Raw genomic sequence first — 24,526 nt, 5'->3', positions numbered from 1 at the left:
TCCGCGTTTGCAAGGAACAACCGTCCAATGCTGGTCATCGAACACCTGCACAAGTCCTTCAGCACCGCCCAAGGCCCGCTACCGGTGCTGCAAGGCGTCGACTTGCACCTGGCCCAAGGCAGCAGCCTGGCGTTGATGGGCGAGTCCGGCAGCGGCAAGAGCACCCTGCTGCACCTGGTCGCCGGCCTCGATCGTGCCGACAGCGGGCGCATCCTGATCGACGGCCAGCCCCTGGACGGACGTTCAGAAGCCGCCCTGGCACGCTGGCGGCGGGAAGGCATCGGCCTGGTGTTCCAACAGTACAACCTGATCAGCAGCCTCGATGTGGCGGCCAATCTTGCCTTTCAGGCCAGGCTGGCGGCGCGCTGTGAGCAGCACTGGCTGGACTACCTGACCACCCGCCTTGACCTCGCCAGCCTGCTGCAGCGCTACCCGGAGCAACTCTCCGGCGGCCAGCAGCAGCGGGTTGCCATTGGCCGCGCACTGGCTGCCCGCCCGCCACTGGTGCTGGCCGATGAACCCACCGGCAGCCTCGACGAAGCCAGCAGCGATGAGGTACTGACGCTGATGCTGCAACTGGTCGGCGAGGCCGGCAGCAGCCTGCTGATGGTCACCCACAGCCCGCGCCAGGCTGCGCGCCTGGAGCAGCGCTGCGTCCTGCATGCCGGGCGTATACAGCGCGAGGCGCTGTGATGAGCCCGCTGCTGATTACCCTACAGGCACTGCTGAGCCATTGGCGGCGCCATCGCTTGCAGTTTTTCAGCATCTTTACCGGCCTGTGGCTGGCCACCGCCCTGTGGACCGGGGTGCAGGCGCTCAACAGTCAGGCCCGGGCCGACTACGCCCGCGCCAGTGCGGTGCTGGCCGGCCCTGCGCAAGCGCAGATGGTGGCCCGTAGCGGTGAGCGCTTCGATCAATCGTTGTATCTGCAACTGCGCAAGCTCGGCTGGCAGCTGTCGCCGGTGCTGGAGGGTCGCCTGCGCTTTGCCGGCGAGCAGCCGCTGACGGTGCGCCTGATCGGCATCGAGCCGCTGAGCCTGCCAGCGGCAATGACCGTTGCCGGCACCTCGCTGCAAGGGTTCGACCTGCAGGCATTCATTGGCATGCCGGGGCAAGCCTGGGTAGGCCCCGATACGTTGCGACAACTGGGTGTGGATGCCACCGGGCGAGTTACCAGCAGTGACGGTCAGGTGTTGCCGCCCCTGGTGGTGCAGCCGCAGTTGGCACCGGGCGTGATCGTGGTGGATATCGGCCATGCACAAGCGTTGTTGCACGCGCCAGGGCAATTGTCGCGATTGCTGGTGGGCGATGAGGCCAGGCCCTTGCCGGCAGCATTCGCCGAGCGCCTGACCCTGCACGCGCCCAGCGACGACGGCGACCTGCAGCGTCTGACCGACAGCTTTCACCTCAACCTCACCGCCCTCGGCCTGCTGGCTTTCGTCGTCGGGCTGTTCATCGCCCACGCCGCCATCGGCCTGGCCCTCGAACAGCGTCGCGGCCTGATTCGCAACCTGCGCGCCTGCGGCATCAGCTTGAACACCCTGTTGATCGCCCTGGTACTGGAGCTGGGTGTTTTCGCCGTACTCGGCGGCCTGGCCGGGGTCGCCAGCGGTTATGGCCTGGCCGCCCTGTTGCTACCTGATGTCGCCGCCAGCTTGCGCGGCCTGTACGGCGCCCAGGTGGCCGGGCAACTGAACCTGCCGGCCTGGTGGTGGCTGGCGGGGGTCGTGGTGAGTGTCTTCGGTGCCTTGCTCGCGGGTGTGAGCAGCGTGCTGCGCGCCGCCCGTTTGCCGTTGCTGGCCCTGGCGCAGCCGCAAGCCTGGCGCCTGGCCCAAGGGCCCTGGTTGCGCCGCCAGGCGCTGGCGGCCGGGCTGTTGCTGGCGGTTGCGCTGGGCTGCTGGCAATGGGGCAACAGCTTGGCCAGTGCCTTGCTCCTGCTCGCCACATTGCTTCTGGCGGCAGCGTTGCTGTTGCCCGCCCTGCTCGATAGCGCGCTGGCCTGGCTGGCACGCCTGTGTCGCGGGCCGTTGGCGCAGTGGTTTGTCGCCGACAGCCGCCAGCAGCTCCCTGCCCTGAGCCTGGCGCTGATGGCGCTACTGTTGGCATTGGCCGCCAGCGTCGGCGTAGGCAGCATGACCGAGGGTTTTCGCAAGACCTTCAGCGCTTGGCTCGACCAGCGCCTCTCTGCCGATCTTTACCTCACTCCCCAGGACACGACACAGGCCCTGCAGATCGCTGAGTGGCTAAGCCGGCAACCGGCAGTCACCGTGCTGCTGCCCAGCTGGCGTGCAGAAATACGCTTGCAGCAGTGGCCGGTTCAAGTCCAGGGCATCATCGATCACCCCGCCTACCCTGCGCGTTGGCCATTGCTGGAACAACGCCCGCAGGCCTGGGCGCAATTGGCCAGCGGTCGGGCAGTGATGCTCAGTGAACAACTGGCCCGGCGCCTGGGCGTGCAGGTGGGCGCCCCCCTGCAGCTACCGAACCAGGCCATGACCGTGGTCGGCATCTATGCCGACTATGGCAACCCCAAGGGGCATCTGCTGGTCAATGCCGACTGGCTGCGCGGGCACCTGCCAGAGGCAAAGCTGAGCACTATCAGCCTGAACCTGGCGCCTGAAGGTATTGCGCCGCTCAAAGCCGACCTGCAACAACGCTTCGCCCTGGACGACAGCCGCGTGGTCGAGCAAGCCAGCTTGAAACGCTGGTCTACCGAGATCTTCAGCCGTACCTTCGCCGCCACCACGGCGCTCAACAGCCTGACCCTGGGGGTGGCGGGCATCGCTCTGTTCATCAGCCTGCTGACCCTGAGCCAGAGCCGCCTGGGCCAGTTGGCACCCCTCTGGGCCCTGGGCGTGCGGCGCACCCAGCTGGTGTGGTTGTCACTGGGCCAAACCCTGATGCTGAGCAGCCTGACCGTGCTCCTGGCCATCCCCTTGGGGCTGTTGCTGGCCTGGTGCCTGGTGGCGGTGGTCAATGTCCAGGCCTTCGGCTGGCGCCTGCCCCTGCATGTATTTGCCGCGCAACTGCTGCAACTGGCGCTGCTCGGCCTGTTGACCAGCCTGCTGGCCAGCGCCTGGCCGTTGTGGCAACTGGCGCGGCGCCAGCCGAGCGCGCTGCTGAGGCAATTCGCCGATGAAGCGTAACCGCTGCCTGTTGATCGGCCTGTTGCTGCTGGCCGGTTGCGACCAGCCTGCGCCAACGCCCAAAAGCTTTGCCGGATTGGGCCAGGACGCCACTGCCTTCAGCCAGGTGACGCGCGCCCATTCGCTGGTGTTCCCCCTCGACCACGCGGCCCACAATGGCTTTCGCATCGAGTGGTGGTACGTCACCGCCAACCTCAAGGACAACCAGGGACGTGACTGGGGCGCACAGTGGACGTTGTTCCGCTCGGCCCTGCGTCCCGGCCCGGAAACAACCGGCTGGAACAGCCCCAACCTGTGGATGGGCCATGCCGCACTCACCGGCCCTGGCGGCCATCAGTCCTGCGAAACCCTGGCACGCGGTGGCATTGGCCAGGCGGGCGTCGAAGCCACGCCGTTTCGGGCCTGGATCAACGATTGGTCATTGCAGGGCAGCAACGACCTCGCACGCCTGCAAATGACCGCCAACGGCAAGGGCTTCAACTACACCCTGAACCTGGTCAGCACCGGCCCGCTGGTGCTGCATGGCACCCAGGGCTACAGCGAAAAATCCGGCAAGGGCCAGGCGTCGTACTATTACAGCCAGCCGTTCTACCGGGTCAGCGGCGAGGTCGAACGCGACGGCCAACGCCTTGCGGTGACCGGCAGTGCCTGGCTCGACCGCGAATGGAGCAGCCAGCCCCTGGCGTCCGGGCAGTCGGGCTGGGACTGGTTTTCCCTGCACCTGGACAGCGGCGCCAAACTGATGCTGTTTCGCGTGCGCGAGACACAAGGCACACCCTACCGCGCAGGTACCTGGATCAGTGCCGAGGGTCGCGCCCAGGCACTGCAGGGTGAACAGATCCAGTTGCAGGAGCTGGCCTGGAGCAAGCAGGAAAACGGCCGCGAGGTGCCTACCCGCTGGCGCGTGCAGGTGCCGGCGCATGACGTGGATGTGCAGGTCGATGCGCTGGAGCCGAACGCTTGGATGTCTACGCGTTTTCCGTACTGGGAAGGGCCCGTGCACTTTAGTGGAAGTGTGAGCGGCAAGGGCTATCTGGAAATGACCGGGTACTGACCTGGGCCGGGCAGCTCGGTCAGGATGGGTAGGTGAACAGTTCCCAGGTGAGTGGTGGCATAGCCTTCCCTGCGTTCAATCCTGCCTTTTGGGCCGAACATGATCGGATGAAAAACGTCGGGTATGATTTGGCCTACGCAAGCGCAGGCTCCGTCGCTTGCGACCACGGAGTTGATAATGGAATTTCCCACCACCCTATGGCACTGGTACGGGCAGGCTGAGTACAAGCGCGTACTGGCGGTATGCGAGGCGATTGAATTGCTGACCTTTCTGGCCATGAGCGCCAGTGCGCAAGAAGATGCCATCCACCCCTGCCGGGCGTGTGAAACCTGGTCGGTAAAGATGCTGCCGTTGCATGACGCGCTGACTGTCTGCGGCAGCGCAATGCCTGCTCAGGTGCGCACCCCGTTGCAGCGGGTCTGGGAAATGTGCAACGAACTACCCGAGACAGCATTCGATTGCGGGGTCCGGCTGATGTTCGAGCACGAGGAGTGGCAGCCTCTGCGAGACGCCGCTGAGCTGACACTCGCCTTACTTGAGGTGGACCAGCTGGCGGCTTTTCTTGAGGAACTGGAGGTGGACTGTAGAAATGAAATATGGGGACTGAAGAGATAAAAAAGCGCCAGCGCTACCGTTTCGCAACGTATTCAGTCTGCTGGCAACAGCAACTCATGCCGCACTTGCAGGGCGATTGCGGCATGGCCGTTGAAAAGTGCTGATAGTTTGCGCCTGAACATTCAATTGCCGCTTTTTCAGTAAGCGTCCAATATCCATTACGATCCCTCGCAGGTTTCTTGATAACAGCATGGCGTTGCGCTAGCGCGCTCGCAATACGCGACAGGAGACGCACCATGGACCACTTCACCGGCGGTTGCCTGTGCGGCAACGTGCGCTTTGCAGCCTCGGGACGCCCCTACCGGGTCGGCCTTTGTCACTGCCTGGACTGCCGCAAGCACCACGGCGCGCTGTTTCACGCTTCGGCGATCTTCCCCGAGGATGCGCTCAGCATCGAAGGCGAAACCCGTGACTACGCCGGGCGCCATTTTTGCCCCCGTTGCGGCTCGTCGGTGTTCGCCCGCTCAGGCGATGAAGTCGAAGTGAACCTCGGCTCGCTGGATGCCCCGGACCTGCTCACGCCCACCTACGAAAGCTGGACCATCCGCCGCGAGTCCTGGCTGCCGGCGTTCCCGATCAGCCGGCACTACGAACGGGATCGCGACGCGTCGGGGCGCTTTGAGGACTAAGCGCCCAGCCGGCGCTCCATGGCCTGCGACATCAGGCTGGAACCCTCGCGCAGTGGCTCCGGCGCGCCAATCGGCTGAAAGCCATGGGCCTGGTACAAACACATCGCCGGGCTATCGGCGAGGGTCACGCCCAGGCCAACCCGGCGCACCGCAACGCTGGTAGCCCAGTCCAATGCCGCCTTGAGCAAGGCACCGCCGGCGCCCAGGCCGCGCGCCGCCGGGTCGACCTACATCTGATAGATGTTAGCCACACCCGGCTCGGCGGCGGACAATTTGCACCAGACCAGCCCGCATACCACGTCGCCATTAACCGCGAAAAACGCCCGGTCGTTGCCACTGGCATGGGCCGCCGCAATCCGCGCCGCCCAGTTTTCATCGGTTCGTTGCGACTCTGCTGCGAAGGTGCTGCCAAACGCATCCGGCGAATCCTGCAATGCCTGCAGGCGCAGGTCGCGGTAGGTTGGCCATTCATGGGGTAAAACGGGACGGATGGCGATCACAAGGCTTCCTGCTCTGGTTGACCCTAAACAGCTGCCAGACTACCACCAAGGTGCGATCATGCCGCTCTTCACCGACACCGCAGGATCAATGCACGATGCTTTCAGCAAGATGGAACTGGCTGGCCCTTACCCTGTTACCCGCTTTGACCCTGGCCGCAACGCCGGAACAGGTGCCCTTGACCCGGGTATTCCAGGACTGGCGGGTAGCCTGCGACAACACCCGCCGCTGCACCGCGGTGTCGGGCAGCACCGACAACCCGGGGATGGGCCTGTACATCGTTCGCGAAGCCGGCGCCAAGGGCAGCACCCGGGTCAGTGCGATCAGCTACGACGACGTCGCCCTGCGTTACGAATTTCACCTCGATGGCCACCCCACCGAACCCTGGAAATACGGCTCGAAGGGCCGTGAGTACTATTATCTGGAAAACGACGCCGCCGTCGAGAAGCTGCGCGAGCTGCGCAACAGCGACATCCTGAGTTCCAACAGCAACTTTGGCGAACGCCGGGTATCGCTGCAGGGCTTGAGCGCCGCCCTATTGCTCATGGATTCGGTGCAAGGGCGCATCGGCCACCCCAGCGCCTTCGTGCGCCCCGGCTACCAGCCGGACAGCCGCGTGCCGCCGGCCCCGGCCACTCCCAAACTGCCGCGTTTCACCCTGGCACCGGCCTTGAACGAGGCCGAGCAACAGGCCATCGGCGACTACATGATCGCCTTGAGCAAAGACGAACTGAGCGCTGCGCCCCATCAAAACTGGCAGGCCCAGGCCGAGGTCTACCCCCTGGACCCGGCTCACGCCCTGGTGCGCCTGCGCTACGGCTGTGCCGAGGACGGCTGCAACCACAGCCTCTACCGCGTCTCGCGCACGGCGCCTTACCAGGCGACGCCGCTTGAGCTCAAAGCGGCCCCCGAGGCTGATTTTGCCCCTGACCTGTACGGGTTGATCAGCTTCAACCCGGTCAGCGGCCAGTTGAAGATTTTCCGCGAGATGGGCAAGGACTGCGGCGATAGCTCGATCTGGCAATACGACGGTACGGCCATGCAGCTCAAGGACCGCCGGACCATGTGGCGCTGCGACAGCATCAACGAGGACTATTGGCCAGTGACCTGGCGCGCCAAGGGTTGACTCAAGCGCCCAGGTCATCCCAATACGGCGGCGTGCCGATGGCGTCGAGAAAGTAGTCCCACACTCGCCGCACCTTCTGCGAGCGCAGGCGGTTTTCCGGTGACAGCAGGTGGATCTGGCTCGGCGTCGCCTCCACGGCGCCTTCCCAGTCGGGCAGCAGTTGCACCAGAGCCTTGCTGGTAAAGCTGTGCTTGCTGAACAGCCAGGACGGAAAGAACACGATGCCCCGTCCGGCCAGGGCCGCCTCGACCAGCACCTGGGCATTGTTGCTGCGCAGCGGCCCGTGCACGTCGACCACTTCAACGGTATCGCTGCCCGGGCGGCGCAAGTGCCAGCGCTGCGCCCCGCCGGTGCCTTTGTAGACCAGGCAGCAATGCTGGCGAAGGTCCTGCGCGGACGTCGGCTGGCCATATCTGTGCAGGTAATCGGGGCTTGCGCACAGCACATACCGCTGGGTGCAGATCTGCCGCCCGATCAATCCAGAATCCTCCAGGTGGCCGACGCGGAAGGTGATGTCGGCGCCCTCCTGCACCGGGTCGATATAGGCATCGGTGGCCGTCAGTTCAACGGTCAGCTCCGGGTACTGCTCATGCAAGCCATTGAGCAGCCGGACGATGTGCAAATGGGCGAAGGCCACCGGCGCGTTGATCCGCACCAGGCCGCGAATGTCGCCGGCCTTGCCGCTGATCGATTCGTCGGCGGCATCCAGCAGCTCCAGCACTTCGCGAATCTGCAGGTAATAGCGCTCGCCGGCGTCAGTCAACTTGACCGCGCGGGTGTTGCGGTACAGCAACTGCTGCCCGACCTCGCGCTCGAGCGCGGCGATGAAGCGTGACACCGATGAGGCCGGCACCTGAAAGTGCCGGGCGGTGGCGGAGAAGCTGCCGGTTACCGCCACCATGGCGAAAAAGCGATGGGCCTTGAGGTGCATGGGCAGCTCCTGCAACGGGAAATCCGCCCAGTATAGGCGCACAGATTGCTGTTACAGCAATAGTGTTTTGCCATTTGCCTTGATTGTAGCTGTTTTCGCAAGACCCTAGGATGGCGCCATTCCACCGAGAGGCCCCACTCATGAATGACCTGTTTGCCCCTTATGACCTCGGCTCGCTGCAACTGAGCAACCGTTTCGTCATGGCGCCCATGACTCGCTCACGCGCCCCCGAAGACATCGCCACCGAACAGATCGCCCTGCATTACACCCAACGCGGCACCGCCGGTTTGATCGTCTCCGAAGGCACGCCAATTTCCCGCGAAGGCCAGGGTTACCTGTTCAACCCGGGCATTTTCACCGAGCAGCAAGTCCAGGGCTGGAAGCTGGTGACCGACTCGGTGCACAGCGTCGGCGGCAAGATCTTTGCCCAGCTGTGGCATGTCGGCCGGGTATCGCACACCTCGATCCAGCGCGATGGCCAGGCCCCGGTCAGCGCCACCAGCAAGGTCGCCCAGGGTGCGATTGCCTTCGGCTATACCGACAGCGGCGAGCCCGGTTTTGTCCCGACCTCGACACCGCGCCCGCTGAACACTGAAGAAGTCGGCCGGGTAGTCGAAGACTTCGCCCAGGCCGCCGCCAACGCCGTTGCCGCAGGCTTTGACGGCGTGGAAATCCACGGCGCCAACGGTTACTTGATCGAGCAGTTCCTCAACCCGCTGGTCAACGATCGCAGCGACCGTTACGCCGCAGACACCCTGGAAAACCGCCTGCGCTTCGTTTTTGAGGTGGTCGATGCCGTCGTCAGGCGCATCGGCGCCGACAAAGTCGGCATCCGCATCTCGCCATACGGCCAGCTGTTCGACATGCCGATCTACGCGCAAATCGACGAGACCTACTCGGCCCTCTGCGCCGGCATGGGTCAACGCGGCATCGCCTATGTGCATGTGATGGACCAGACCCACTTCTTCCTCGCCAGCGAAGGCGCGGTGGCCCAGGAGCAGGCACTGCGTGAGCTGCTGGCGCAGTGCAAGGCGCAACTGGGCCAGACCGCGCTGATCCTGGCCGGGGACATGACCCTAGAGCGTGCCCAGGACCTGGTGGACGCAGGCTTGATCGACCTGGCGGGCTTTGGCCAGCCGTTCATCGCCAACCCCGACCTGGTTGCCCGCCTGAAAAACGGCTGGCCGTTGACCGCGCCGGATCGCGACACCTACTACGGTGGCGGCGCCAAGGGTTACCTGGACTACGCCCCGTACGCCCCGGCCTGATCAGCGAGCAGACCCGCCGTCGTCATGCGTGGCATGATTTGCGAAAAGCCCTGTCCCCTTTTGTTCGCTCGCTTGTCATCAAGGGCATGTGAACCCAAAAGAGAGCGCAACAATGCCCGCACTGACACGCCACCGACCGCGCCTGGCGTCTTCGTTTTCGTCCCCGACCCTGTGCCTGATGCTGGGCCTGGCGTCGCTGGCCCCGCTGTGCGCGCTGGCCGACAGCGCCACCCGCAGCTACCAGGTGCCGGCTGGTGACCTGGGCGCGGCGCTGACCCGTTTTGCCGCCCAGGCCGGGGTCAGCCTGTCGGTGGACCCGGCCCTGGTCAATGGCCAGCGCAGTGCCGGCTTGAGCGGCAGTTTCAGCGTCGATGAAGGGTTTGCCCGGCTGCTGCAGGGCTCGGGCCTGCAATTGCAACCGGTGGCGGCAGGCGCCTATACCCTGGTGCCGGCACCGCAAAGCGGCGACGCCGTGGAAATCGCCCCGACCAGCATCCTCGGTGCCCACAGCGGCGCTGACGACGATGGCCAACGCTATGCCGGTGGCCAGGTCGCCCGCCGTGGCTCGCAAGGCTTGCTCGGCTCGCGCGACTTCATGGAAACCCCCTTCAGCATGACCACCTACACCCGCGAGGCGATCAAGGGCCAGCAGGCGCGGACCCTCGGCGACCTGATCGCCAGCGATCCGTCGGTGCGCGCCACCAACCCGGCTGGCGGGCGCTTCGAGCAGTTCACCATTCGCGGCTTCAGCCTGTTCAACAGCGATGTCGCCTACAACGGCCTGTATGGCATCCTGCCGACCTACTCCATCGACATGGAAATGGCCGACCGCGTCGACATCATCAAAGGCCCCAGCCAGCTGATCAACGGCATCTCGCCACGCGGCAGCGTCGGCGGCGGCATCAACGTGGTGCCCAAGCGCGCCAGCGACAAACCGATCACCGAGTTTACCGGCAGCTACGCTTCCGACAGCCAGGTCGGCGGCGCCGTGGACATCGGCCGGCGTTTTGGTGAGGACGGCAAGTTCGGCCTGCGCTTCAACGGCGTCAAGCAATCGGGCGACACCGAATGGGACCAGCAGAGCGTCGACCGCGAGATGGCCGTGCTCGGCCTGGACTTTCGCGGCGAGCGGCTGCGCCTGTCCACCGATATCGGCCATACCGAGCGCAACACCGATGCGCCCCAGGAGCGGGTGATCGTCGGCGCCAATGCCAAGGTTCCGGATGCCGAGGAGGTGCGACGCAACTACGCCCAGGCCTGGAGCAAGGCGCGCACCAACGATACCTTCGGCGCGGTGAACGCCGAATTCGATATCAACGACTCGCTGATGGCCTACGGCGCCGTCGGCGCGCGCAAGAGCAACCATGACTTCCTCCGCCACAACGTGCCGGTCTCCAACGATGCCGGTGACTTCAGCGTCCAGCCGCGCGACTTCACCCGCGACGAGAACGTGCGCACCGCCACCGCCGGCCTGCGCAACTGGTTCGAAACCGGCCCGGTGAGCCACGAGGTCAACCTCGCCGCCAACGACTTCTACATGGATTTCGAGAACGGCGGCGGGCGTTATGCGGCACGCCCGAGCAACCTCTACAACCCGCGCCCTACCCCTACTCCCGGCCCCCTGCTGCGCTCGGACCCCAAGGTCCATACCGAGAACCGCTTCAGCGGCGTGGCGCTGTCCGACACCCTGGGCTTTTTCGACCAGCGCCTGCTGCTGACCCTCGGCGCGCGCTGGCAGCGGGTCCAGGTCGATGACTGGAGCGATGGCATCAAGGGCGACACCGCCTATGACGAAGAGAAGGTCTCGCCCTCGGGCGGCATCCTGTTCAAGCTCACCGACCAACTCTCGCTGTATGCCAACTACATGGAAGGCCTGAGCCAGGGCAAGATCGCCCCGTCGACCTCGATCAACGAAGACCAGATCTTTGCACCGTTCATCAGCCGCCAGGTGGAGGTGGGTGCCAAGTATGACCTGGGCAGCTTCGCCCTGACCGCCAGCGCCTTTCGCATCAAGCAGCCGGCTTACGAGACCAATGCCAGCACCCGGGTGTTCGGGCCCAACGGCAAGCGCGAAAACAAAGGCGTCGAGCTCAATGTGTTTGGCGAACCGCTCAAGGGCTTTCGCCTGCTGGGTGGGGTGATGTACATCGACAGCGAACTGACCGACACCGTCGGCGGCAGCTTCGACGGCAACCGCGCCCCGGCAACGCCGGAGTACAACGTCAGCCTGGGCGCCGAGTATGACGTGCCTGCCCTCGCCGGCCTGACCCTGACGGCCCGCGGCCTGCATTCCAGCTCGCAATACCTGGACCAGGCCAACAGCAAGCAGATCGACGGCTGGGAGCGCTACGACCTCGGTGCACGCTATGCCTTCAAGGTCGATGACAAGGACATCACCCTGCGCGCCAGTGTCGAGAACGTGCTGGATGACCGCTACTGGGCCTCGGCGGGCGCCTCCGATGACAGCGAAGCGGGGTTGACCTTGTCGACGCCGCGGACCTACCTGGTGTCAGCGACCTTGGGTTTCTGAGGGCACAGCGGTTAGCTGCAATAGGATCCCTGTGGGAGCTGGCTTGCCAGCGATGAGGCCAGTCCAGTCAATACATCAAGTGCTGACCGGACTACGACCGCTGCGCGCTCGATCGCTGGCAAGCCAGCTCCCACAGTTCAACCCCTGACCGCCGCCTCAATCGCCGCAATATCAATCTTGCGCATCCCCATCATCGCCTCGAAGGCGCGCTTGGCCGCAGCACGGTCTGGGCTGGTCACCGCCTCGACCAGCACCCGTGGCGAGATCTGCCACGACAACCCCCACTTGTCCTTGCACCAGCCGCAGGCGCTTTCCTGGCCGCCATTGCCGACAATGGCATTCCACAAGCGATCGGTTTCGGCCTGGTCTTCTGTCGCGACCTGGAACGAGAACGCCTCGTTATGCTGGAACATCGGCCCGCCGTTCAACCCCACGCAGGGGATGCCCAACACGGTAAACTCCACGGTCAGCACATCCCCCTCCTTGCCTGAGGGAAAGTCGCCCGGCGCCCGATGCACTGCATCGACCTTGCTGTCGGGGAAGGTTTGCGCGTAAAAGGTCGCAGCCTCCAGCGCGGTGCCGTCGTACCAGAGGCAGATGGTTGTTTTATTGCTCATCCTGGTTCTCCACGGTTGGTGAATGGCAGGTTGATTCTAGTCATGAAGACAGCGCACATACGTGAGGATTTATACAGCATGACCAGAATCAGCATTGCCTGCGCCTCACCCACCCGTGACCTGGAAATCGCCGTGTTTTTGCATCAACGGCTGAACATGTCGATCAGCGGCGCCCGCAAGCTGTTGGCCCTCGGCGCGCAGGGCTTTTTCTATAGTGCTGACCTTTACGGCAATGACCATCTGCAGCGCGACAGCGACATTCGCGACATCCTGGCCTTCTTCCAGCAAAAACAGCTGGCGCTGCTGTTGGTGGAAACCGACGAAGGCCAGGCGCTGCCTGTAGAGGATCTTGAGCAATACTCAATACCCGAAGAGTACCTGCTGAACGCGCTGGATGCCTGCCGAGGGCGTTACCACTAGCGGCTTCATGCACCGGCAAACTCACAACGCGCCATTCAACTGCCCCAGATCCGCTGCCAGTTGCAACCGGGCGGTGTACCAGTTGACCAGCGACTCCACGCGCCGCTGCTCGGCGATGGCCAGATCGTTCTGTGCCCTGAGCAGCTCGATGATGCTGCCCACTCCGGCCTTGTAACGCCCCAATGCCACCTGATGGGATTGCCCGGCGCTGGCGACAAAACTACGGCTGATCGCCAGCGCCCGGGTGCGCGCATCCAGAGCCTGGCGGCTCTTCCAGACGTTGAGGGCGACCGTGCGCTCGGCCTGCTCCACCGCCTGCTCGCGGGCACCGGCTTCGTAGTCGGCGGCACGGGCACGACGACGGCTAAGAAAGCCATCGAAGAGCGGCACGGTGATCTGCACCCCGACACTCCAGGTCTCGATCTGCTGGCGCGTCGACACCTGGTCGATCGGTGTGTCCTCCTGCTGGTAGCTGCTGAACAGCGACACCTTCGGGCGCCCCTCGGCACGCGCTTGATCTGCCTTGGCGCGGGTGGCGGACCACTCGGCGCGAGCCTTTTCGATGGCCGGGTGCAGGGCCCTGGCTTGCGCCATCAAGGCATCGACGCTGGCCATGAACTCGCCCTCCTGCCCCGCTGGCTCGTTCAAGGCCGTAAGCTTCAGCGGCGCCGAGGGTGACAGCCCGAGCGCGCTGGCCAGGGCACCCTGGGCCGCCGCGTATTCACCCTCGGCCAGCACCCGTTCGAGTTGCGCCTGCTCATGGGTGGTCTGGGCCTGCAAGCGGTCGGTCTGCTCGCCGGCCCCGGCCTGGTATTTGGCCGTGGCCGCCTTGAGGCTGTTGGCCGCCAGCGATTCGGCGCTGCGCTTGGCCTCGAGCAACGCGGCGTTGGCCTGGACCTGGTAGAAGGCTTTGCTGGTGTCAAGCACCGTTGCCTGGATTTTTTCCACGCGACTGCTGGCGGCGGCATTCAACAACTGGCGGGCCCCCTCCACTTTCGCCGCCCGCAGGCCAAAGTCATACAGCACCCAGCTCAGGTTCACGCCATAGCTGTTGGTGCGGGTGTTCAAGGTTGAGTCCGCTTCGGGAAAGTTGTCATAGCGTGTCTTGCGGCTCGCCCGCCCGCTGCTGAGCTGGGCTTGTGCGGTCGGCCAGTACGCCGAGTGCTCGGCATCGAGGTTGGCCTGGCTGCTCAGCTGCGACAGCCAGGCTTCGCGCACCTCAGGATCGGCGCACAGGGCAATGGCGACTGCCGTGGACAACCCCAGCGGCTCGTCCAATTGCACGCGACCGGGGCAGGCATCAAGCGGTTCGGCGGCCCTGCCCGGCGCAGCCAGGCTGGCTGCCAGCAACCCTGCCAGACACAGGCTGAGCAGGTGCCGGTTCATGACGACGACGCCGCACCGCGGATAATCTCGCCCGACTCGGCTGGCGCGTGCTCATCCGTCTCGATCAGCGGTCCGTCATAGACCACCCGGCCGTTGTCGAGCGCCAGCACCCGGCGCGCCGAGCGGATGGTATCGGGGCGATGAGCGACGATGATGCGGGTGATGTTCAGCGCTTGCAGCGCCTGGTTGACCGCCGCCTCCCTGGCGATGTCGAGGTGGCTGGTGGCTTCATCGAGAAACAGCAGCTTGGGCCGCCGGTACAGGGCCCGCGCCAGCAAGATTCGTTGCTTCTGCCCACCCGACAGTACCGTGCCCATGTCGCCCACCAGGGTGTTGTAGGCCATGGGCATCTGCGCGATGTCATCATGCACCGCAGCCATGCGCGCACACTGCTCGACCCAGCGCGGGTTGGCTTCGGCACTGAAAAAACTGATGTTGTCGGCAATCGAGCCGGCGAACAGCACATCGTCCTGCAACACCGTGGCGCTGATCCGCCGCAGGCGGTCCAGGTTATGGCTATCGATGGCAACGCCGTCGAGCAACACGCTGCCGCTGCTGGGCGCGAGGATGCCGAGCATGACGTTGAGCAAGGTGGTCTTGCCGCCGCCCGAGGGGCCGACAATCGCCAGTGAATCCCCGGCCTCGATGCGCACCGACACCTCATCCAGCACATAGGGTTCATGCTCGCCGTAGCGGAACTTGAGCTGGCGTACTTCAAGGCTCGGTACACACTCATCGGCGTCGCTGTCGCCGGCGGCCGGGAACTGCCTGTGTTCGGGTACCTGCAGCAGGATATCGGCCAGGCGCTCGCCATGCAGGCGCAGCATCAGCACATCGACCAGCTTGTCGATCAGCCCGGCCACACGGCTGTTGAACTGCTCCTTGTAAGCGTTGAAAGCGATAAGCATCCCGGCACTGAACTGGCCCTCGAGCACCAGCCTTGCGCCGAGCCAGATCACCAGCAACGTCACCAGGCCAAACAACAGGCCGTTGAAGGCGCGATAGGCCAACTCCAGTTTCTGCGGGCGCAGGCCGGCGTTGATTTCCTCGACCAGCAAGCTGCCCCAGGTGCTGGCGCGCTGCTCCTGATGGCCGAACAACTTGATGGTGCGCACCCCGCGCATGCTTTCCAGAAAGTAGCTCTGCTGCCGGGCGGCGTGTACCAGTTGCTCTTCGCTGGCGCGGCGCAACGGGCCGAACCAGGCCCAGCGCGCCAGTGCATAGATGACCATGGCCAGCAGTGCGATCAGCGCCAGCAGCGGGCTGTAGGCGAACATCAGGCCCAGGGTCACCAGGGTCATCAGGCCATCGAGCAAGGCCTCGACAAACGAGGTGGTCAGGGTGTGCTGGATCGATTTCAGCGAGCCGAAGCGCGACACGATATCGCCCAGGTGGCGACGCTCGAAAAAAGCCACGGGCAAGCGCACCAGGTGACTGAATACATTGATCTGCCATTGGCTGCTGAGCAGGGTGCCCAGGTACATCAAGGCCCAGGAGCGGGCCAGTGCCAGGGTTTGCTGCATCAGCAGCAGCAAGCCAAAACCGATCGCCAGGACCGCCAGCAGGTCGAGGTCGGCGCTGACCAGCACCTTGTCGATCACCGTTTGCAAAAAAAACGGGCTGAGGACAATACACAGCTCCAGCGCCGCCGCCAGCAACAGCACATGGCTCAGCACCCCGGCAAAACCTTGCACCCGGCCCAGCAACTGGCGCAAACGCAGCGGTGGGTTGGCCGGCCCCGGCTGGAAGTCGCCCTGAGGCCACAGCTCCAGGGCCACGCCGGTGAACGCCGCCGAGACTTCATCGAACGACAGTTTGCACACCCCGCGTCCCGGGTCGTGCAGGATTACCCCGCGCGGCCCGACCTCCTTGAGCACCACGAAGTGGTTGAAGTTCCAGTACAGCACACAGGGCAATCGCAACTGCCCCAGCGCTTGCAGCTCCAGGCGCAACGGCCGGCTGGCCAGGCCCAACTGAGCGGCCATGGCCATCAGTTGCTTGAGGGTTGCGCCCTTCATTGACGGCGACAGCTTCTGGCGCAGCGAAAACAGGTCGTGGTGCTGGCCATGGTAACCGGCGATCATCGCCAGGCAGGCCTGGCCGCACTCGGCGGCTTCGGCCTGGAGCACCATGGGCAGCTTGCGACCGATGCCGAAGGCCAGCGATTGGCGAATGTTCAAAGGCGTTTCCCTATGCCGCGCAGGGGTTCAAGCAGCCACTCATAGAGAGGCATGTTCTCCTGCAGGATGTCTGCGTCCAGTTGCATGCCCGAGCGCAAGCGCTCGTTCAATCCGCGCCCGAGCATGCTTTGTTGTTCGAGGGTGACCCTGACCCGGTACAACGGGCCCTGCTCGCGCTGCTGCTCGGAGACGCCGCCCACGGACATGATTTCATCGGCCGGCAGCGCGCTGCGCGACACCGACGCCACGGTGCCGCGGGCCAGGCCAAAATGCTGATAGGGATAAGCCTGATAACGCAGCAGTACCGCATCCCCAGGGCGCACGAAGCCCACCGAGCGGCTGGGCACATAGAGTTCGGCATACAGCTGGGCATCCTTGGGCACGAGGCTCAGCAACGGCCTGTTACTGTCGGCGCGGGTGCCGTTGACCACGCCAATGGCCGTCACTTCGCCACTGGCCGGCGCGGTAATCACCACCTGGCGTTTGACTTCGCTTTCCAGCAGGCTGCCCTGGCTCTGCGACAAGCGCCGCTCAAGCTCAGCCAATTGCTTGCCCTGGTTGAACGGCAACTCGGCGAGCTCGGCGCGCAACGTCGCAATATCGTTGCGCAACGACAGCAATGAACGGCTCAGTTCCTCGCTGCGCAGGCGCACCTCCAGCACCGCATCCTGCTTTTCCTGAAGCTGGTCGCGGGACACGTAGTCCTGGCGCTGCAGGTCGGCGTAGCGTGCGGCGATGCCCTGAGCCAGGCCCAGGCGCTGGCGGCTGATGTCCATCTGGGTGACGACTTTGTGCTGCTCGCTTTCCAGCACGGCCAGGCGCCGTCGCTTGCCCTCCAGTTCTTGCAGGTGCAGCGCCCGGGTAGTGGCGATCTCCTCGGCAAGGCTATCGTTACGGCGCTTGATCAAACGGCTGATGGCGACCTGCGCGCCACCGGCCTCGGCATACAGGTCACTGCCTAGTGCCATCAATGTCGCGCCCGCCTCGACGGTCTGCCCCTCGACTGCGGCCAGGCCTTGCACCACCCCCGCCTGCGGCGCAAACACCTTGATCAGGCCCCCCTGGGGTACCAGCACACCGGTCACGGTGGCGCGGCGGGTGTAGCTGGCGCAGGTCAGAAACACGATCAACAGCACGCTGAACAGCAGCGCAGCAAGTGCCGCCCAGCGCAGGGGCACGGGCGCCACCAGCAGCACACTGCCCAACTCCTTGTCACGCCGTGCGTGCACGGCTTCGCTCCTGAATAACATGCCAATCCATGACCCGGCGGATAACGTTAATCACACTGAACAGACTGTTCACCTGAGTCCGTAGCAGCATAACGGCGGGTTAATCCGCAGGCACTAGCACACTTGTACTATTGCACGTGAGCCCGTGGCATTACTAACTTGGCCGGGGATCGAAACAGCGAACAACTGTAATTAAAACTGTGATCGGTCTCTCATTTTTAAAATGAGTAATACGCTGCGCCCAGGCCCTCTCCTGGGGGGATCAACCTAGGACGAACCCACCGTATCAACGAGGTAACTATCTCATGACCCATGCACAAAACATCGACATGACCACCGCCACGCCAGCCGCCCTGCGGGTGCTGGACGATCAGGAAGTAGACCAGGTAAGCGGCGGATTTTCCGTCAGCGCAGGCTCCTGGACACTGACCGGTGGTTCCTACAACTTCGGCGCTGGCGCCGGTTACCGCTTTGACTTGTACAGGGGCGGTGCGCACCAGGGCAGCTATACCCTGTGCAAATAAACGCGGCACTTAGATGAGTTGGTTGTAAGTAAAGGGCCATTGCGGCCCTTTACTTAATATAAAACTCAACCGTGGGAGCAGGCTTGCCCCGCGATCTTTTAAACCTGCCACAACATCAATTACCGTCCGCCACCTTGCGCTCGATTTCAGCGATCTTGCGGCTGAGCTCTTCGGCGGCGTCTGCCTGGGTACGATGGGTGGTCGGGGTGATCGGCCGGTTGGCAGGGTCGTTGTCTTCAGCAGGCTTGTCCGTCTCGTTGGCGGGCTTGTCGCGGTCATTGCTGTTCATTGCAGTTACCTCCCGTGTCATACCCGTTGGATAGCACAGCAGCCTCGGAGTTCTCATCGGCAACGGCTTGAAGTTGGCCTGGCTTCTGCGATGATGCCCGGCCAAAACCACGTTCGCTTACCCCGCAGGATTGAACCACAATGGTTGACGCAAGATGGAACTGGCTGCCCTTGATGCTCCTGCCGGCCCTGGCCCTGGCCGCGCCGGAACCGGAACAGGAGCCGGTGCTCAAGCAGTTCAAGGAATGGGTTGTGGGCTGCGACAACACCCGGCGCTGTACCGCCGTGTCGCGTAGCGTCGACCAGGGCGTGGGCCTTGAGCTTGTGCGCGAAGCCGGGGCCGAAGGTTCCACTGCCTTGACCCTGTTCACCGACGCCAGTGTCGACCTGGGCGCCAGGCTGCTGATCGACGGCGGCCCGGCGCCAGCGGGATTTCGGCCAGGCTCGCAGGGGCAGATGGGTTATCACGCAAAAGGTGACGTCGCCGTGAGGTTGCTGCGCCAACTGCGCAACGGCCAGACCCTGTCATTGGACACTACCAACGACCAGCACCCGGTATCGCTGCAGGGCCTGAGTGCCTCCTTGCTGTTTATCGACTCAGTGCAGGGACGCATCGGTCACCCCAGCGCTTTCGTAAACCCCGGCACGCGACCCGACAGCCAGTTGCCGCCAGCACCGCCGACACCCACCCTCGCCCCCTTCACACCGGCGCCAGGGGTGAGCGATGGTGAGCAGAAGGCCATCGCCGACGCAGTCATTGCCATCACCCGGCATGAATGGAGTGAACCCGAGTATGACAACTGGCAAGCCGAAGCCGAGGTCTCGGCCCTGGACGCGACCCATGTGCTGGTAGGCCTGCGCTACGGCTGTGCGGCCCAGGGCTGCATGTACAGCTACTACCGCGCCTTGCGAACAGCGCCCTATCAACCCACCTCGCTGCACATCTCGGTTCCCAAGCATGATGTGCTGGGCGGCGAGATGTATGGCTTTTTCAAGTTCGACCCGGCCCGCGGCGAGCTGACCCAGCTGCAGCCGGGAGGGCGCTACTGCGGCGCGAATGCAACCTGGCGCTATGACGGAGCCGTGATGCAGCTCAAGTCATTTAGCCGGATGAGCTGGTGCGACAGTGTGGATACCGCCCACTGGCCGCAGATCTGGCGTACCAAGGGATAGCGCCAGGCATACAGCTTGGCGCAGGCATTCGGTACACTCCGCGCTTTGACCCTAGAGCTCATGCGCATGGATGCCCTCGCCCGCTTCGCCCTCAAGCCGCTTGCTGCGGGTCTCGGTGTGTTCACCCTGGCCGCTTGCAGTCTCATCCCAGCAGGTGGCGAGACCGACCCGCCAGGCGACGGCCACCTGCCTATGCACCAGCGTCAGGCCCCCGACTGGCGAGCCCTGAACCTGGACGCGGATCAGGACTGGCTGCTGATCGACCTAAACAGCCTGCAGCATGAGGGCGGCATTACCTACGCCTGGACCGGCATCCAGCGCCACCGCTATCCAATGCAATACGGCCACGCGGTGATGGCCCTGCACAGCCGCGAGCACCTGGCGTTTTATTGCGAGCGCCAGCTCATCAGCCGGCAAAGCCAGTTCTTCCTCGACAACGACAACCGCGTAGACAGCACCCGACTCAAGTCGCAGCCCTTCAGCGCGTTCTACCGGCAGGCCCCGCTGTACTATCAGCAGTTGTTCAACGCCGCCTGCCAACCGCCGGCCGAGCTTGCCAAGCTTGCGCCGCTCAAAACCCGTACGCCGTTGCCGCCGCCGTTCCTGCCGCCCAGGGCCAGGCCTGAAGTGCTTGCGGCCATCGCCGCCCTGGAGCTGCCGGCGCCACGCCTGACCCTGCACAGGCTGGACTATCGCTACGAGGCGAAGCTGACCGACGGGAACGCTACCGTCGACAGGCCGCGTCAGGTGTTCCTCAGCAACGACAGCCGCTCCGGCCAGCTGTTACTACAGGCCGTGGACCCGACGATAGCGCAACAGCTGCAACTGAGTTTTCGCGGCCTGTTCGATCTGGCCGCACGCGGTATCGACATCATGACCGGGCAGGAACAGGACGCCAGCGACAGCTTGACCGCGCTGTCATTCACCGGCGCCTGGCAAACCCTGCCCGCCCATGCGCAACTGAGCTACACCATCAGCTATGCCGGGCAAACCGCGAGCATTACCCGCACCACCCACTGCCAGGTCGGCAAGGCGCGACCGGCCAGCACCTTGCACTCGGCCCTGCAGGGCAGCGCCAAGCCGTTGACCTGCACCTGGCAGAGCCCACGCGGCAACCGTTGGGTCGAAGGCTACAGCTACCTGAGCGACTATGGCGTGTTCGTCCGTACCCGAGAAGACAACCCGCTGGGCACCTGGCGCTGGAAAATCGAGTCGCTGCAGTGAGTCAATGCAGGACGGTGGCGAAAGTCGCGTCCATGCGCTCGCGGTCGTAGTCCAGCAGCCACGGCTGATGCTGACGGTACAGCAGCGAGAGCACGTCATGGTTGGGGCCCACCACATCCATGCCCCGATCGTCATAGGGCAAGGCCATCAACCGCTGGTTGAGGTTGAACAGGTAGACAGCGCAGCAAGGGTTCGGGCGAATGGTCCCCGGGTTATCGGCCAATGCGCACCAGAGCACCGGTTGCAGCAGCGACAGTGGCGCCTCGAAGGCGAGGTGCAGCCAGTACTCGGGCTGGTGCTCTTCGAACCAGTCGTCCGGGTCCAGCCGCTGGCTCCACAGTGAGCGCTGGGCGGGGATGCGAATACCGGCGGCACGCAGATCGCGCAGCACGTCGCGATGGGCAAAACCGTTACCGTTGGAGTGCACGCGCAGGCACACCACCATCGATTGCTCGCCGGCAAACAGGTCGCGGCACACCGTGGTTGCCTTGCTGACCGCCAGCAGAAAGCGCTCGAGGGTCCCGGCGCCTTCGGCCAGCTCGAAGCGCAGGCCTTGCGGGTAGCTATAGAACAACGGCCTGGCAAAGGCCAGGCCGCTGAAGATCTGTTGGATTTGCAGTTGTAGAGTCACATTACCTTCCTGGCTGTCGGCCCCACACTTCAGGGGCCAGAGTCCGTTCAGGCATACTACTGGAAATCAACTGGCTACCGCCACGCTGTCTACTGAAAGGAGTTCACATGGACGTACACTGCACCTCGATCGAAGAAGTTCGCCACCACATCGACGGCATCGACCGCGAACTGGTCGCCCTGCTCGCCCGGCGCGGCAACCTGGTCAACCAGGCGGCGGCGTTCAAGAAAACCCACGACGATGTCCGCGCCCCGGCACGGGTCGAGCAGGTGATCGCCAAAGTGCGCGCCCTGGCCGCGGAGTCCGGCGCATCTGAAGAGGTGGTCGAGCGGGTTTACCGGGCAATGATCGCAGCCTTCATCGATGCAGAACTCAAGGCGCATGCGGCGCTGTCAGTGCAGCCTGCACCTTAGTTACGATCGCGGGGCGACGCTTCGACTTGCCCCGCGATGCCTCACTCAGTGCGGTGCGCGGGGGATGGTCTTGAGCAGGTCTTCAGGGCTGATGTGGCCCACCACCTGCTGCACGCTACCCGGTTGCGGCAGGCCGAGGATGTGGCCTTTCATCTTGCCGATCACGTGCATTTCGCACGGTTTGCAGTCGAACTTCAGGGTCAGCACTTCATCGCCGTGAATCAACTGCATCGGCGCGACCTTGGTGCGCACGCCGGTAACGCCCTTGGCCTGCTTGGGGCACAGGTTGAAGGAGAAACGCAGGCAGTGCTTGGTGATCATCACCGGCACTTCGCCCGCCTCTTCGTGGGCCTCGTAGGCGGCGTCGATCAGCTTGACCCCGTGACGGTGATAGAAGTCGCGGGCCTTCTGGTTGTAGACATTGGCCAGAAACGACAGGTGCGACTCCGGATACACCGGCGGCGGGTTGGTCTCGGCCTTGCGGCCACCGCGCGGGTGCGCCTGGATGCGCGCGGCGGTCAGCGCTTCGATGACCTCGCGGCGCAGCGCCTTGAGCTGCGAGTTGGGGATGAAATACGCCTGCGGCGCATCAAGCTGAACGTCGGTGGCATGGTACTCGGTGGTACCCAGCTGGCCGAGCAGGTCGCGCAGTTGCTCCAGCGCCTGCTCCGGCTTGTTGGCCAAACCAAACGGACCGTCCAGGGCGACGCTGGCGCTGATGCCCTCCTCGCTGGTGGCGGTCAGCGCCAGGCGCTGCTCGCTCAACTGCGCAACCCAGGCCAGGCCGATACGGCGCTCGGCTGAGGTCTTCTGCAGGGCCTGCTGCCAGTTGTGGTCGAGGTTGCGGCTCAGCGGGTGGTTCGGCCGCAACTGGTGCAGGCCCTTGGGCATCTCGTTGGGCTCGACACGGTAGCGGTAGCGCTTCTCGCCTTCTTCATCGAACTCGCCCTTGGGCTCGGCGATGTTGGCGCGAAAACCCACCACTTCGCGCTTGACCAGCACATTGAGGCCGTCGCCGTTGGACAGTGGCTCATGGGTGACCACCTGCAGGTCACGCTTGCCGACTTTTTCAACCACGCCCACCGGCAGGCCGGTGAAGGTCGGCGAGTCGAAGGCGCCGATGTCGATCTTGCGCTCGCTGACAAAGTAATCGGTGCTGCCGCGGTGGAAGGTCTTGTCCGGGTCGGGCAGGAAGAAGTGCGCGGTACGCCCGCTGGAGGCGCGGGCGAGGTCCGGGCGGTCTTCGAGCACGGCGTCCAGACGCTGGCGGTAGTAGGCGGTGATGTTCTTCACATAGCCCATGTCCTTGTAGCGCCCTTCGATCTTGAACGAGCGCACACCGGCCTCGACCAGGGCACGGATGTTGGCGCTCTGGTTGTTGTCCTTCATCGACAGCAGGTGCTTCTCGTAGGCGATCACCCCGCCCTTCTCGTCTTTAAGGGTGTACGGCAGGCGGCAGGCCTGGGAGCAGTCGCCACGGTTGGCACTGCGGCCGGTCTGGGCGTGGGAGATGTTGCACTGGCCGGAGAAGGCCACGCACAACGCGCCGTGAATGAAGAACTCGATCGCCGCGTCGGTTTCGTCGGCGATGGCACGGATTTCCTGCAGGTTCAGCTCACGGGCCAACACCAGCTGGGAAAAGCCGGCCTGGTCGAGGAACTTGGCCCGGGCCAGGGTGCGGATGTCGGTCTGGGTGCTGGCGTGCAGCTCGATCGGCGGGATGTCCAGTTCCATCACCCCCAGGTCCTGGACGATCAGCGCGTCGACGCCGGCATCGTACAGTTCGTGAATCAGCTTGCGCGCCGGCTCCAGCTCGTTGTCGTGGAGGATGGTGTTGATGGTGGTGAACACCCGGGCGTGGTAGCGATGGGCGAACTCCACCAACTGGGCGATATCGCTGACGTCGTTGCAGGCGTTGTGGCGAGCGCCGAAGCTCGGGCCGCCGAGGTACACGGCGTCGGCGCCATGCAAAATGGCCTCGCGGGCGATGGCGACATCGCGGGCGGGGCTGAGCAATTCCAGGTGATGCTTGGGCAGGGACATGTTTTTTTAGTCAGGCTGTCACGGTCGAGGCGCGCATTGTAGCGGCGAAACGCCCGATCGGCACCCGTAGCCTGCCCGGTGGCCTGTGTAGGTCTATCGCTGGCAAGCCAGCTCCCACAGGTTCGGCGCTGTTCCCAGGATTAGCGCAAGACCTGTAGGAGCGGGCTTGACCCGCGATGAGGCCAGCCCAGCCACCGCAACAACTCAGGCCTTGGCCGCCATCGCCGTTACTTCCACACGCATGCCTTCCACTGCCAGCGAGGCCACGCCGACGGCGGCGCGTACCGGCCAGGGCTTGGCGAAGAAGCGCTGGTACACCTCGTTGAAAGCAGCACGCTCGGCCATGTCGGTAAGGTAGATAGTCAGGTGCAGGACCCGGTCCATGGAGCTGCCGGCACGCTCCAGGGCGACCTTGAGCGCTTGCAGGGTGCACTCGCTCTGGGCAGTGATATCGCCCAGTTCCAGGCTGCCGTCGGCACGGGTAGGGATCTGGGTCGAGACCAGGATGCCAGCGAAACCGGCAACGTCGGAAGAGATCGACTCGGCGTCCGGATCGGGGATGAAACTGATGTCTTGGTTAGCCATGGATATCTCGTGTCTG

23 protein-coding genes and 1 pseudogene are annotated in these 24,526 nt (G+C 64.3%); 13 read left to right on the top strand and 11 right to left on the bottom strand.

What is annotated here, in order from left to right; all coding sequences use genetic code 11:
• Positions 1 to 27 precede the first annotated feature (27 nt).
• From KHO53_RS21125 to KHO53_RS21105, 5 genes are all read left to right on the top strand, one after another.
• On the top strand, positions 28 to 693 hold the full coding sequence (locus tag KHO53_RS21125) for an ABC transporter ATP-binding protein (RefSeq protein WP_010225627.1): 666 nt from the start codon (positions 28 to 30) through the stop codon (positions 691 to 693).
• Positions 693 to 3,146 carry an ABC transporter permease gene (locus KHO53_RS21120; protein WP_213570774.1) on the top strand — a complete coding sequence of 818 codons (2,454 nt, stop codon included), beginning with the start codon at positions 693 to 695 and terminating at the stop codon, positions 3,144 to 3,146. The genes KHO53_RS21125 and KHO53_RS21120 overlap by 1 nt, the downstream gene beginning before the upstream one ends.
• Positions 3,136 to 4,200, top strand: coding sequence for a lipocalin-like domain-containing protein (locus KHO53_RS21115; RefSeq protein ID WP_213570773.1), 1,065 nt, complete (start codon positions 3,136 to 3,138; stop codon positions 4,198 to 4,200). Before KHO53_RS21120 ends, KHO53_RS21115 begins: the two co-directional genes overlap by 11 nt.
• A 177-nt stretch (positions 4,201 to 4,377) precedes the next feature.
• A complete protein-coding gene (locus KHO53_RS21110) occupies positions 4,378 to 4,815 on the top strand; it encodes a hypothetical protein (RefSeq protein ID WP_249684635.1) in 438 nt (145 codons plus the stop codon).
• Positions 4,816 to 5,051: 236 nt separating this feature from the next.
• Positions 5,052 to 5,444 (top strand): GFA family protein, encoded by a 393-nt coding sequence (locus tag KHO53_RS21105; protein ID WP_213570771.1) that lies wholly within the window; start codon positions 5,052 to 5,054, stop codon positions 5,442 to 5,444.
• On the opposite strand, the pseudogene KHO53_RS25675 reads toward KHO53_RS21105, so the two are convergent.
• Positions 5,441 to 5,659 (bottom strand): annotated as a pseudogene (locus tag KHO53_RS25675) (GNAT family N-acetyltransferase); the annotation flags it as partial. The gene KHO53_RS21105 and the pseudogene KHO53_RS25675 overlap by 4 nt on opposite strands.
• A 12-nt stretch (positions 5,660 to 5,671) precedes the next feature.
• Positions 5,672 to 5,944, bottom strand: a complete 273-nt coding sequence (locus tag KHO53_RS25670) for a hypothetical protein (protein WP_249684633.1) — start codon at positions 5,942 to 5,944, stop codon at positions 5,672 to 5,674.
• A 95-nt stretch (positions 5,945 to 6,039) separates the two neighbouring features.
• On the opposite strand from KHO53_RS25670, the gene KHO53_RS21095 reads away from it, so the two are divergent.
• Positions 6,040 to 7,068 (top strand): DUF1176 domain-containing protein, encoded by a 1,029-nt coding sequence (locus KHO53_RS21095; protein WP_213570770.1) that lies wholly within the window; start codon positions 6,040 to 6,042, stop codon positions 7,066 to 7,068.
• Between the two features lies 1 nt (position 7,069).
• Here the strand turns inward: KHO53_RS21095 and KHO53_RS21090 are convergent, their stop codons facing one another.
• Positions 7,070 to 7,999 carry a LysR family transcriptional regulator gene (locus tag KHO53_RS21090; protein WP_036996082.1) on the bottom strand — a complete coding sequence of 310 codons (930 nt, stop codon included), beginning with the start codon at positions 7,997 to 7,999 and terminating at the stop codon, positions 7,070 to 7,072.
• A 140-nt stretch (positions 8,000 to 8,139) separates the two neighbouring features.
• Here KHO53_RS21090 and KHO53_RS21085 point away from each other — a divergent pair, with 140 nt between their 5' ends.
• Both KHO53_RS21085 and KHO53_RS21080 read left to right on the top strand, forming a co-directional pair.
• Positions 8,140 to 9,267, top strand: coding sequence for an alkene reductase (locus KHO53_RS21085; protein ID WP_159388427.1), 1,128 nt, complete (start codon positions 8,140 to 8,142; stop codon positions 9,265 to 9,267).
• A gap of 112 nt (positions 9,268 to 9,379) precedes the next feature.
• Positions 9,380 to 11,797 carry a TonB-dependent receptor gene (locus tag KHO53_RS21080; protein WP_213570769.1) on the top strand — a complete coding sequence of 806 codons (2,418 nt, stop codon included), beginning with the start codon at positions 9,380 to 9,382 and terminating at the stop codon, positions 11,795 to 11,797.
• A gap of 137 nt (positions 11,798 to 11,934) precedes the next feature.
• Here KHO53_RS21080 and KHO53_RS21075 read toward each other — a convergent pair whose 3' ends face one another.
• Positions 11,935 to 12,414 carry a VOC family protein gene (locus KHO53_RS21075; RefSeq protein ID WP_213570768.1) on the bottom strand — a complete coding sequence of 160 codons (480 nt, stop codon included), beginning with the start codon at positions 12,412 to 12,414 and terminating at the stop codon, positions 11,935 to 11,937.
• Positions 12,415 to 12,492: 78 nt separating this feature from the next.
• On the opposite strand from KHO53_RS21075, the gene KHO53_RS21070 reads away from it, so the two are divergent.
• Entirely contained in the window at positions 12,493 to 12,834 is a 342-nt protein-coding gene (locus tag KHO53_RS21070; protein ID WP_036996086.1) for a hypothetical protein, read from the top strand.
• Positions 12,835 to 12,855: 21 nt separating this feature from the next.
• On the opposite strand, the gene KHO53_RS21065 is transcribed toward KHO53_RS21070, so the two are convergent.
• From KHO53_RS21065 to KHO53_RS21055, 3 genes are read right to left on the bottom strand one after another with little or no spacing between them, the layout of a single operon-like run.
• Complete coding sequence (locus KHO53_RS21065) at positions 12,856 to 14,220, bottom strand: TolC family protein (RefSeq protein ID WP_213570767.1); 1,365 nt, start codon at positions 14,218 to 14,220, stop codon at positions 12,856 to 12,858.
• Positions 14,217 to 16,352 (bottom strand): peptidase domain-containing ABC transporter, encoded by a 2,136-nt coding sequence (locus tag KHO53_RS21060; RefSeq protein ID WP_502937793.1) that lies wholly within the window; start codon positions 16,350 to 16,352, stop codon positions 14,217 to 14,219. The genes KHO53_RS21065 and KHO53_RS21060 overlap by 4 nt, the downstream gene beginning before the upstream one ends.
• A 44-nt stretch (positions 16,353 to 16,396) precedes the next feature.
• Complete coding sequence (locus KHO53_RS21055) at positions 16,397 to 17,650, bottom strand: HlyD family secretion protein (RefSeq protein WP_213570765.1); 1,254 nt, start codon at positions 17,648 to 17,650, stop codon at positions 16,397 to 16,399.
• A gap of 284 nt (positions 17,651 to 17,934) precedes the next feature.
• Between KHO53_RS21055 and KHO53_RS21050 the strand changes: the two genes are divergently transcribed.
• Positions 17,935 to 18,153, top strand: coding sequence for a hypothetical protein (locus KHO53_RS21050; RefSeq protein ID WP_010225604.1), 219 nt, complete (start codon positions 17,935 to 17,937; stop codon positions 18,151 to 18,153).
• A gap of 115 nt (positions 18,154 to 18,268) precedes the next feature.
• Here KHO53_RS21050 and KHO53_RS21045 read toward each other — a convergent pair whose 3' ends face one another.
• On the bottom strand, positions 18,269 to 18,442 hold the full coding sequence (locus tag KHO53_RS21045) for a hypothetical protein (protein WP_162835463.1): 174 nt from the start codon (positions 18,440 to 18,442) through the stop codon (positions 18,269 to 18,271).
• 140 nt (positions 18,443 to 18,582) lie between these two features.
• Here KHO53_RS21045 and KHO53_RS21040 point away from each other — a divergent pair, with 140 nt between their 5' ends.
• Positions 18,583 to 19,614 (top strand): DUF1176 domain-containing protein, encoded by a 1,032-nt coding sequence (locus KHO53_RS21040; RefSeq protein ID WP_213570764.1) that lies wholly within the window; start codon positions 18,583 to 18,585, stop codon positions 19,612 to 19,614.
• A 66-nt stretch (positions 19,615 to 19,680) separates the two neighbouring features.
• Entirely contained in the window at positions 19,681 to 20,838 is a 1,158-nt protein-coding gene (locus tag KHO53_RS21035; protein ID WP_159388423.1) for a hypothetical protein, read from the top strand.
• A gap of 1 nt (position 20,839) precedes the next feature.
• Here the strand turns inward: KHO53_RS21035 and KHO53_RS21030 are convergent, their stop codons facing one another.
• Positions 20,840 to 21,469, bottom strand: a complete 630-nt coding sequence (locus KHO53_RS21030; protein ID WP_010225599.1) for a DUF3885 domain-containing protein — start codon at positions 21,467 to 21,469, stop codon at positions 20,840 to 20,842.
• Between the two features lie 107 nt (positions 21,470 to 21,576).
• Between KHO53_RS21030 and KHO53_RS21025 the strand changes: the two genes are divergently transcribed.
• Complete coding sequence (locus KHO53_RS21025; protein WP_036996093.1) at positions 21,577 to 21,882, top strand: chorismate mutase; 306 nt, start codon at positions 21,577 to 21,579, stop codon at positions 21,880 to 21,882.
• Positions 21,883 to 21,927: 45 nt separating this feature from the next.
• On the opposite strand, the gene KHO53_RS21020 is transcribed toward KHO53_RS21025, so the two are convergent.
• A complete protein-coding gene (locus tag KHO53_RS21020) occupies positions 21,928 to 23,925 on the bottom strand; it encodes a peptidase U32 family protein (RefSeq protein WP_213570763.1) in 1,998 nt (665 codons plus the stop codon).
• Positions 23,926 to 24,129: 204 nt separating this feature from the next.
• Positions 24,130 to 24,510: a RidA family protein gene (locus KHO53_RS21015; RefSeq protein ID WP_010225593.1), complete on the bottom strand. Its 381-nt coding sequence runs from the start codon at positions 24,508 to 24,510 to the stop codon at positions 24,130 to 24,132.
• Between the last annotated feature and the right edge of the window lie 16 nt (positions 24,511 to 24,526).

This window comes from Pseudomonas sp. RC2C2 (assembly GCF_018390435.1).
Lineage (GTDB): Bacteria > Pseudomonadota > Gammaproteobacteria > Pseudomonadales > Pseudomonadaceae > Aquipseudomonas > Aquipseudomonas donghuensis.
The sequence above is the reverse complement of the archived record's forward strand: the minus strand, read 5'-3'. Positions and strand labels throughout refer to the sequence as shown.

Bases quoted from the DNA above. Each gene is read 5' to 3' on its own strand.
- KHO53_RS21080 (WP_213570769.1), top strand. From the start codon at position 9,380: ATGCCCGCACTGACACGCCACCGACCGCGCCTGGCGTCTTCGTTTTCG.
- KHO53_RS21060 (WP_502937793.1), bottom strand. From the start codon at position 16,352: ATGGTGCTCCAGGCCGAAGCCGCCGAGTGCGGCCAGGCCTGCCTGGCG.
- KHO53_RS21050 (WP_010225604.1), top strand. From the start codon at position 17,935: ATGACCCATGCACAAAACATCGACATGACCACCGCCACGCCAGCCGCC.
- KHO53_RS21015 (WP_010225593.1), bottom strand. From the start codon at position 24,510: ATGGCTAACCAAGACATCAGTTTCATCCCCGATCCGGACGCCGAGTCG.
- KHO53_RS21095 (WP_213570770.1), top strand. From the start codon at position 6,040: ATGCTTTCAGCAAGATGGAACTGGCTGGCCCTTACCCTGTTACCCGCT.
- KHO53_RS21090 (WP_036996082.1), bottom strand. From the start codon at position 7,999: ATGCACCTCAAGGCCCATCGCTTTTTCGCCATGGTGGCGGTAACCGGC.
- KHO53_RS21025 (WP_036996093.1), top strand. From the start codon at position 21,577: ATGGACGTACACTGCACCTCGATCGAAGAAGTTCGCCACCACATCGAC.
- KHO53_RS21055 (WP_213570765.1), bottom strand. From the start codon at position 17,650: ATGTTATTCAGGAGCGAAGCCGTGCACGCACGGCGTGACAAGGAGTTG.
- KHO53_RS21065 (WP_213570767.1), bottom strand. From the start codon at position 14,220: ATGAACCGGCACCTGCTCAGCCTGTGTCTGGCAGGGTTGCTGGCAGCC.
- KHO53_RS21085 (WP_159388427.1), top strand. From the start codon at position 8,140: ATGAATGACCTGTTTGCCCCTTATGACCTCGGCTCGCTGCAACTGAGC.
- KHO53_RS21040 (WP_213570764.1), top strand. From the start codon at position 18,583: ATGGTTGACGCAAGATGGAACTGGCTGCCCTTGATGCTCCTGCCGGCC.
- KHO53_RS21110 (WP_249684635.1), top strand. From the start codon at position 4,378: ATGGAATTTCCCACCACCCTATGGCACTGGTACGGGCAGGCTGAGTAC.
- KHO53_RS21120 (WP_213570774.1), top strand. From the start codon at position 693: ATGAGCCCGCTGCTGATTACCCTACAGGCACTGCTGAGCCATTGGCGG.
- KHO53_RS21020 (WP_213570763.1), bottom strand. From the start codon at position 23,925: ATGTCCCTGCCCAAGCATCACCTGGAATTGCTCAGCCCCGCCCGCGAT.
- KHO53_RS21070 (WP_036996086.1), top strand. From the start codon at position 12,493: ATGACCAGAATCAGCATTGCCTGCGCCTCACCCACCCGTGACCTGGAA.
- KHO53_RS21045 (WP_162835463.1), bottom strand. From the start codon at position 18,442: ATGAACAGCAATGACCGCGACAAGCCCGCCAACGAGACGGACAAGCCT.
- KHO53_RS21105 (WP_213570771.1), top strand. From the start codon at position 5,052: ATGGACCACTTCACCGGCGGTTGCCTGTGCGGCAACGTGCGCTTTGCA.
- KHO53_RS21035 (WP_159388423.1), top strand. From the start codon at position 19,681: ATGGATGCCCTCGCCCGCTTCGCCCTCAAGCCGCTTGCTGCGGGTCTC.
- KHO53_RS21115 (WP_213570773.1), top strand. From the start codon at position 3,136: ATGAAGCGTAACCGCTGCCTGTTGATCGGCCTGTTGCTGCTGGCCGGT.
- KHO53_RS21075 (WP_213570768.1), bottom strand. From the start codon at position 12,414: ATGAGCAATAAAACAACCATCTGCCTCTGGTACGACGGCACCGCGCTG.
- KHO53_RS21125 (WP_010225627.1), top strand. From the start codon at position 28: ATGCTGGTCATCGAACACCTGCACAAGTCCTTCAGCACCGCCCAAGGC.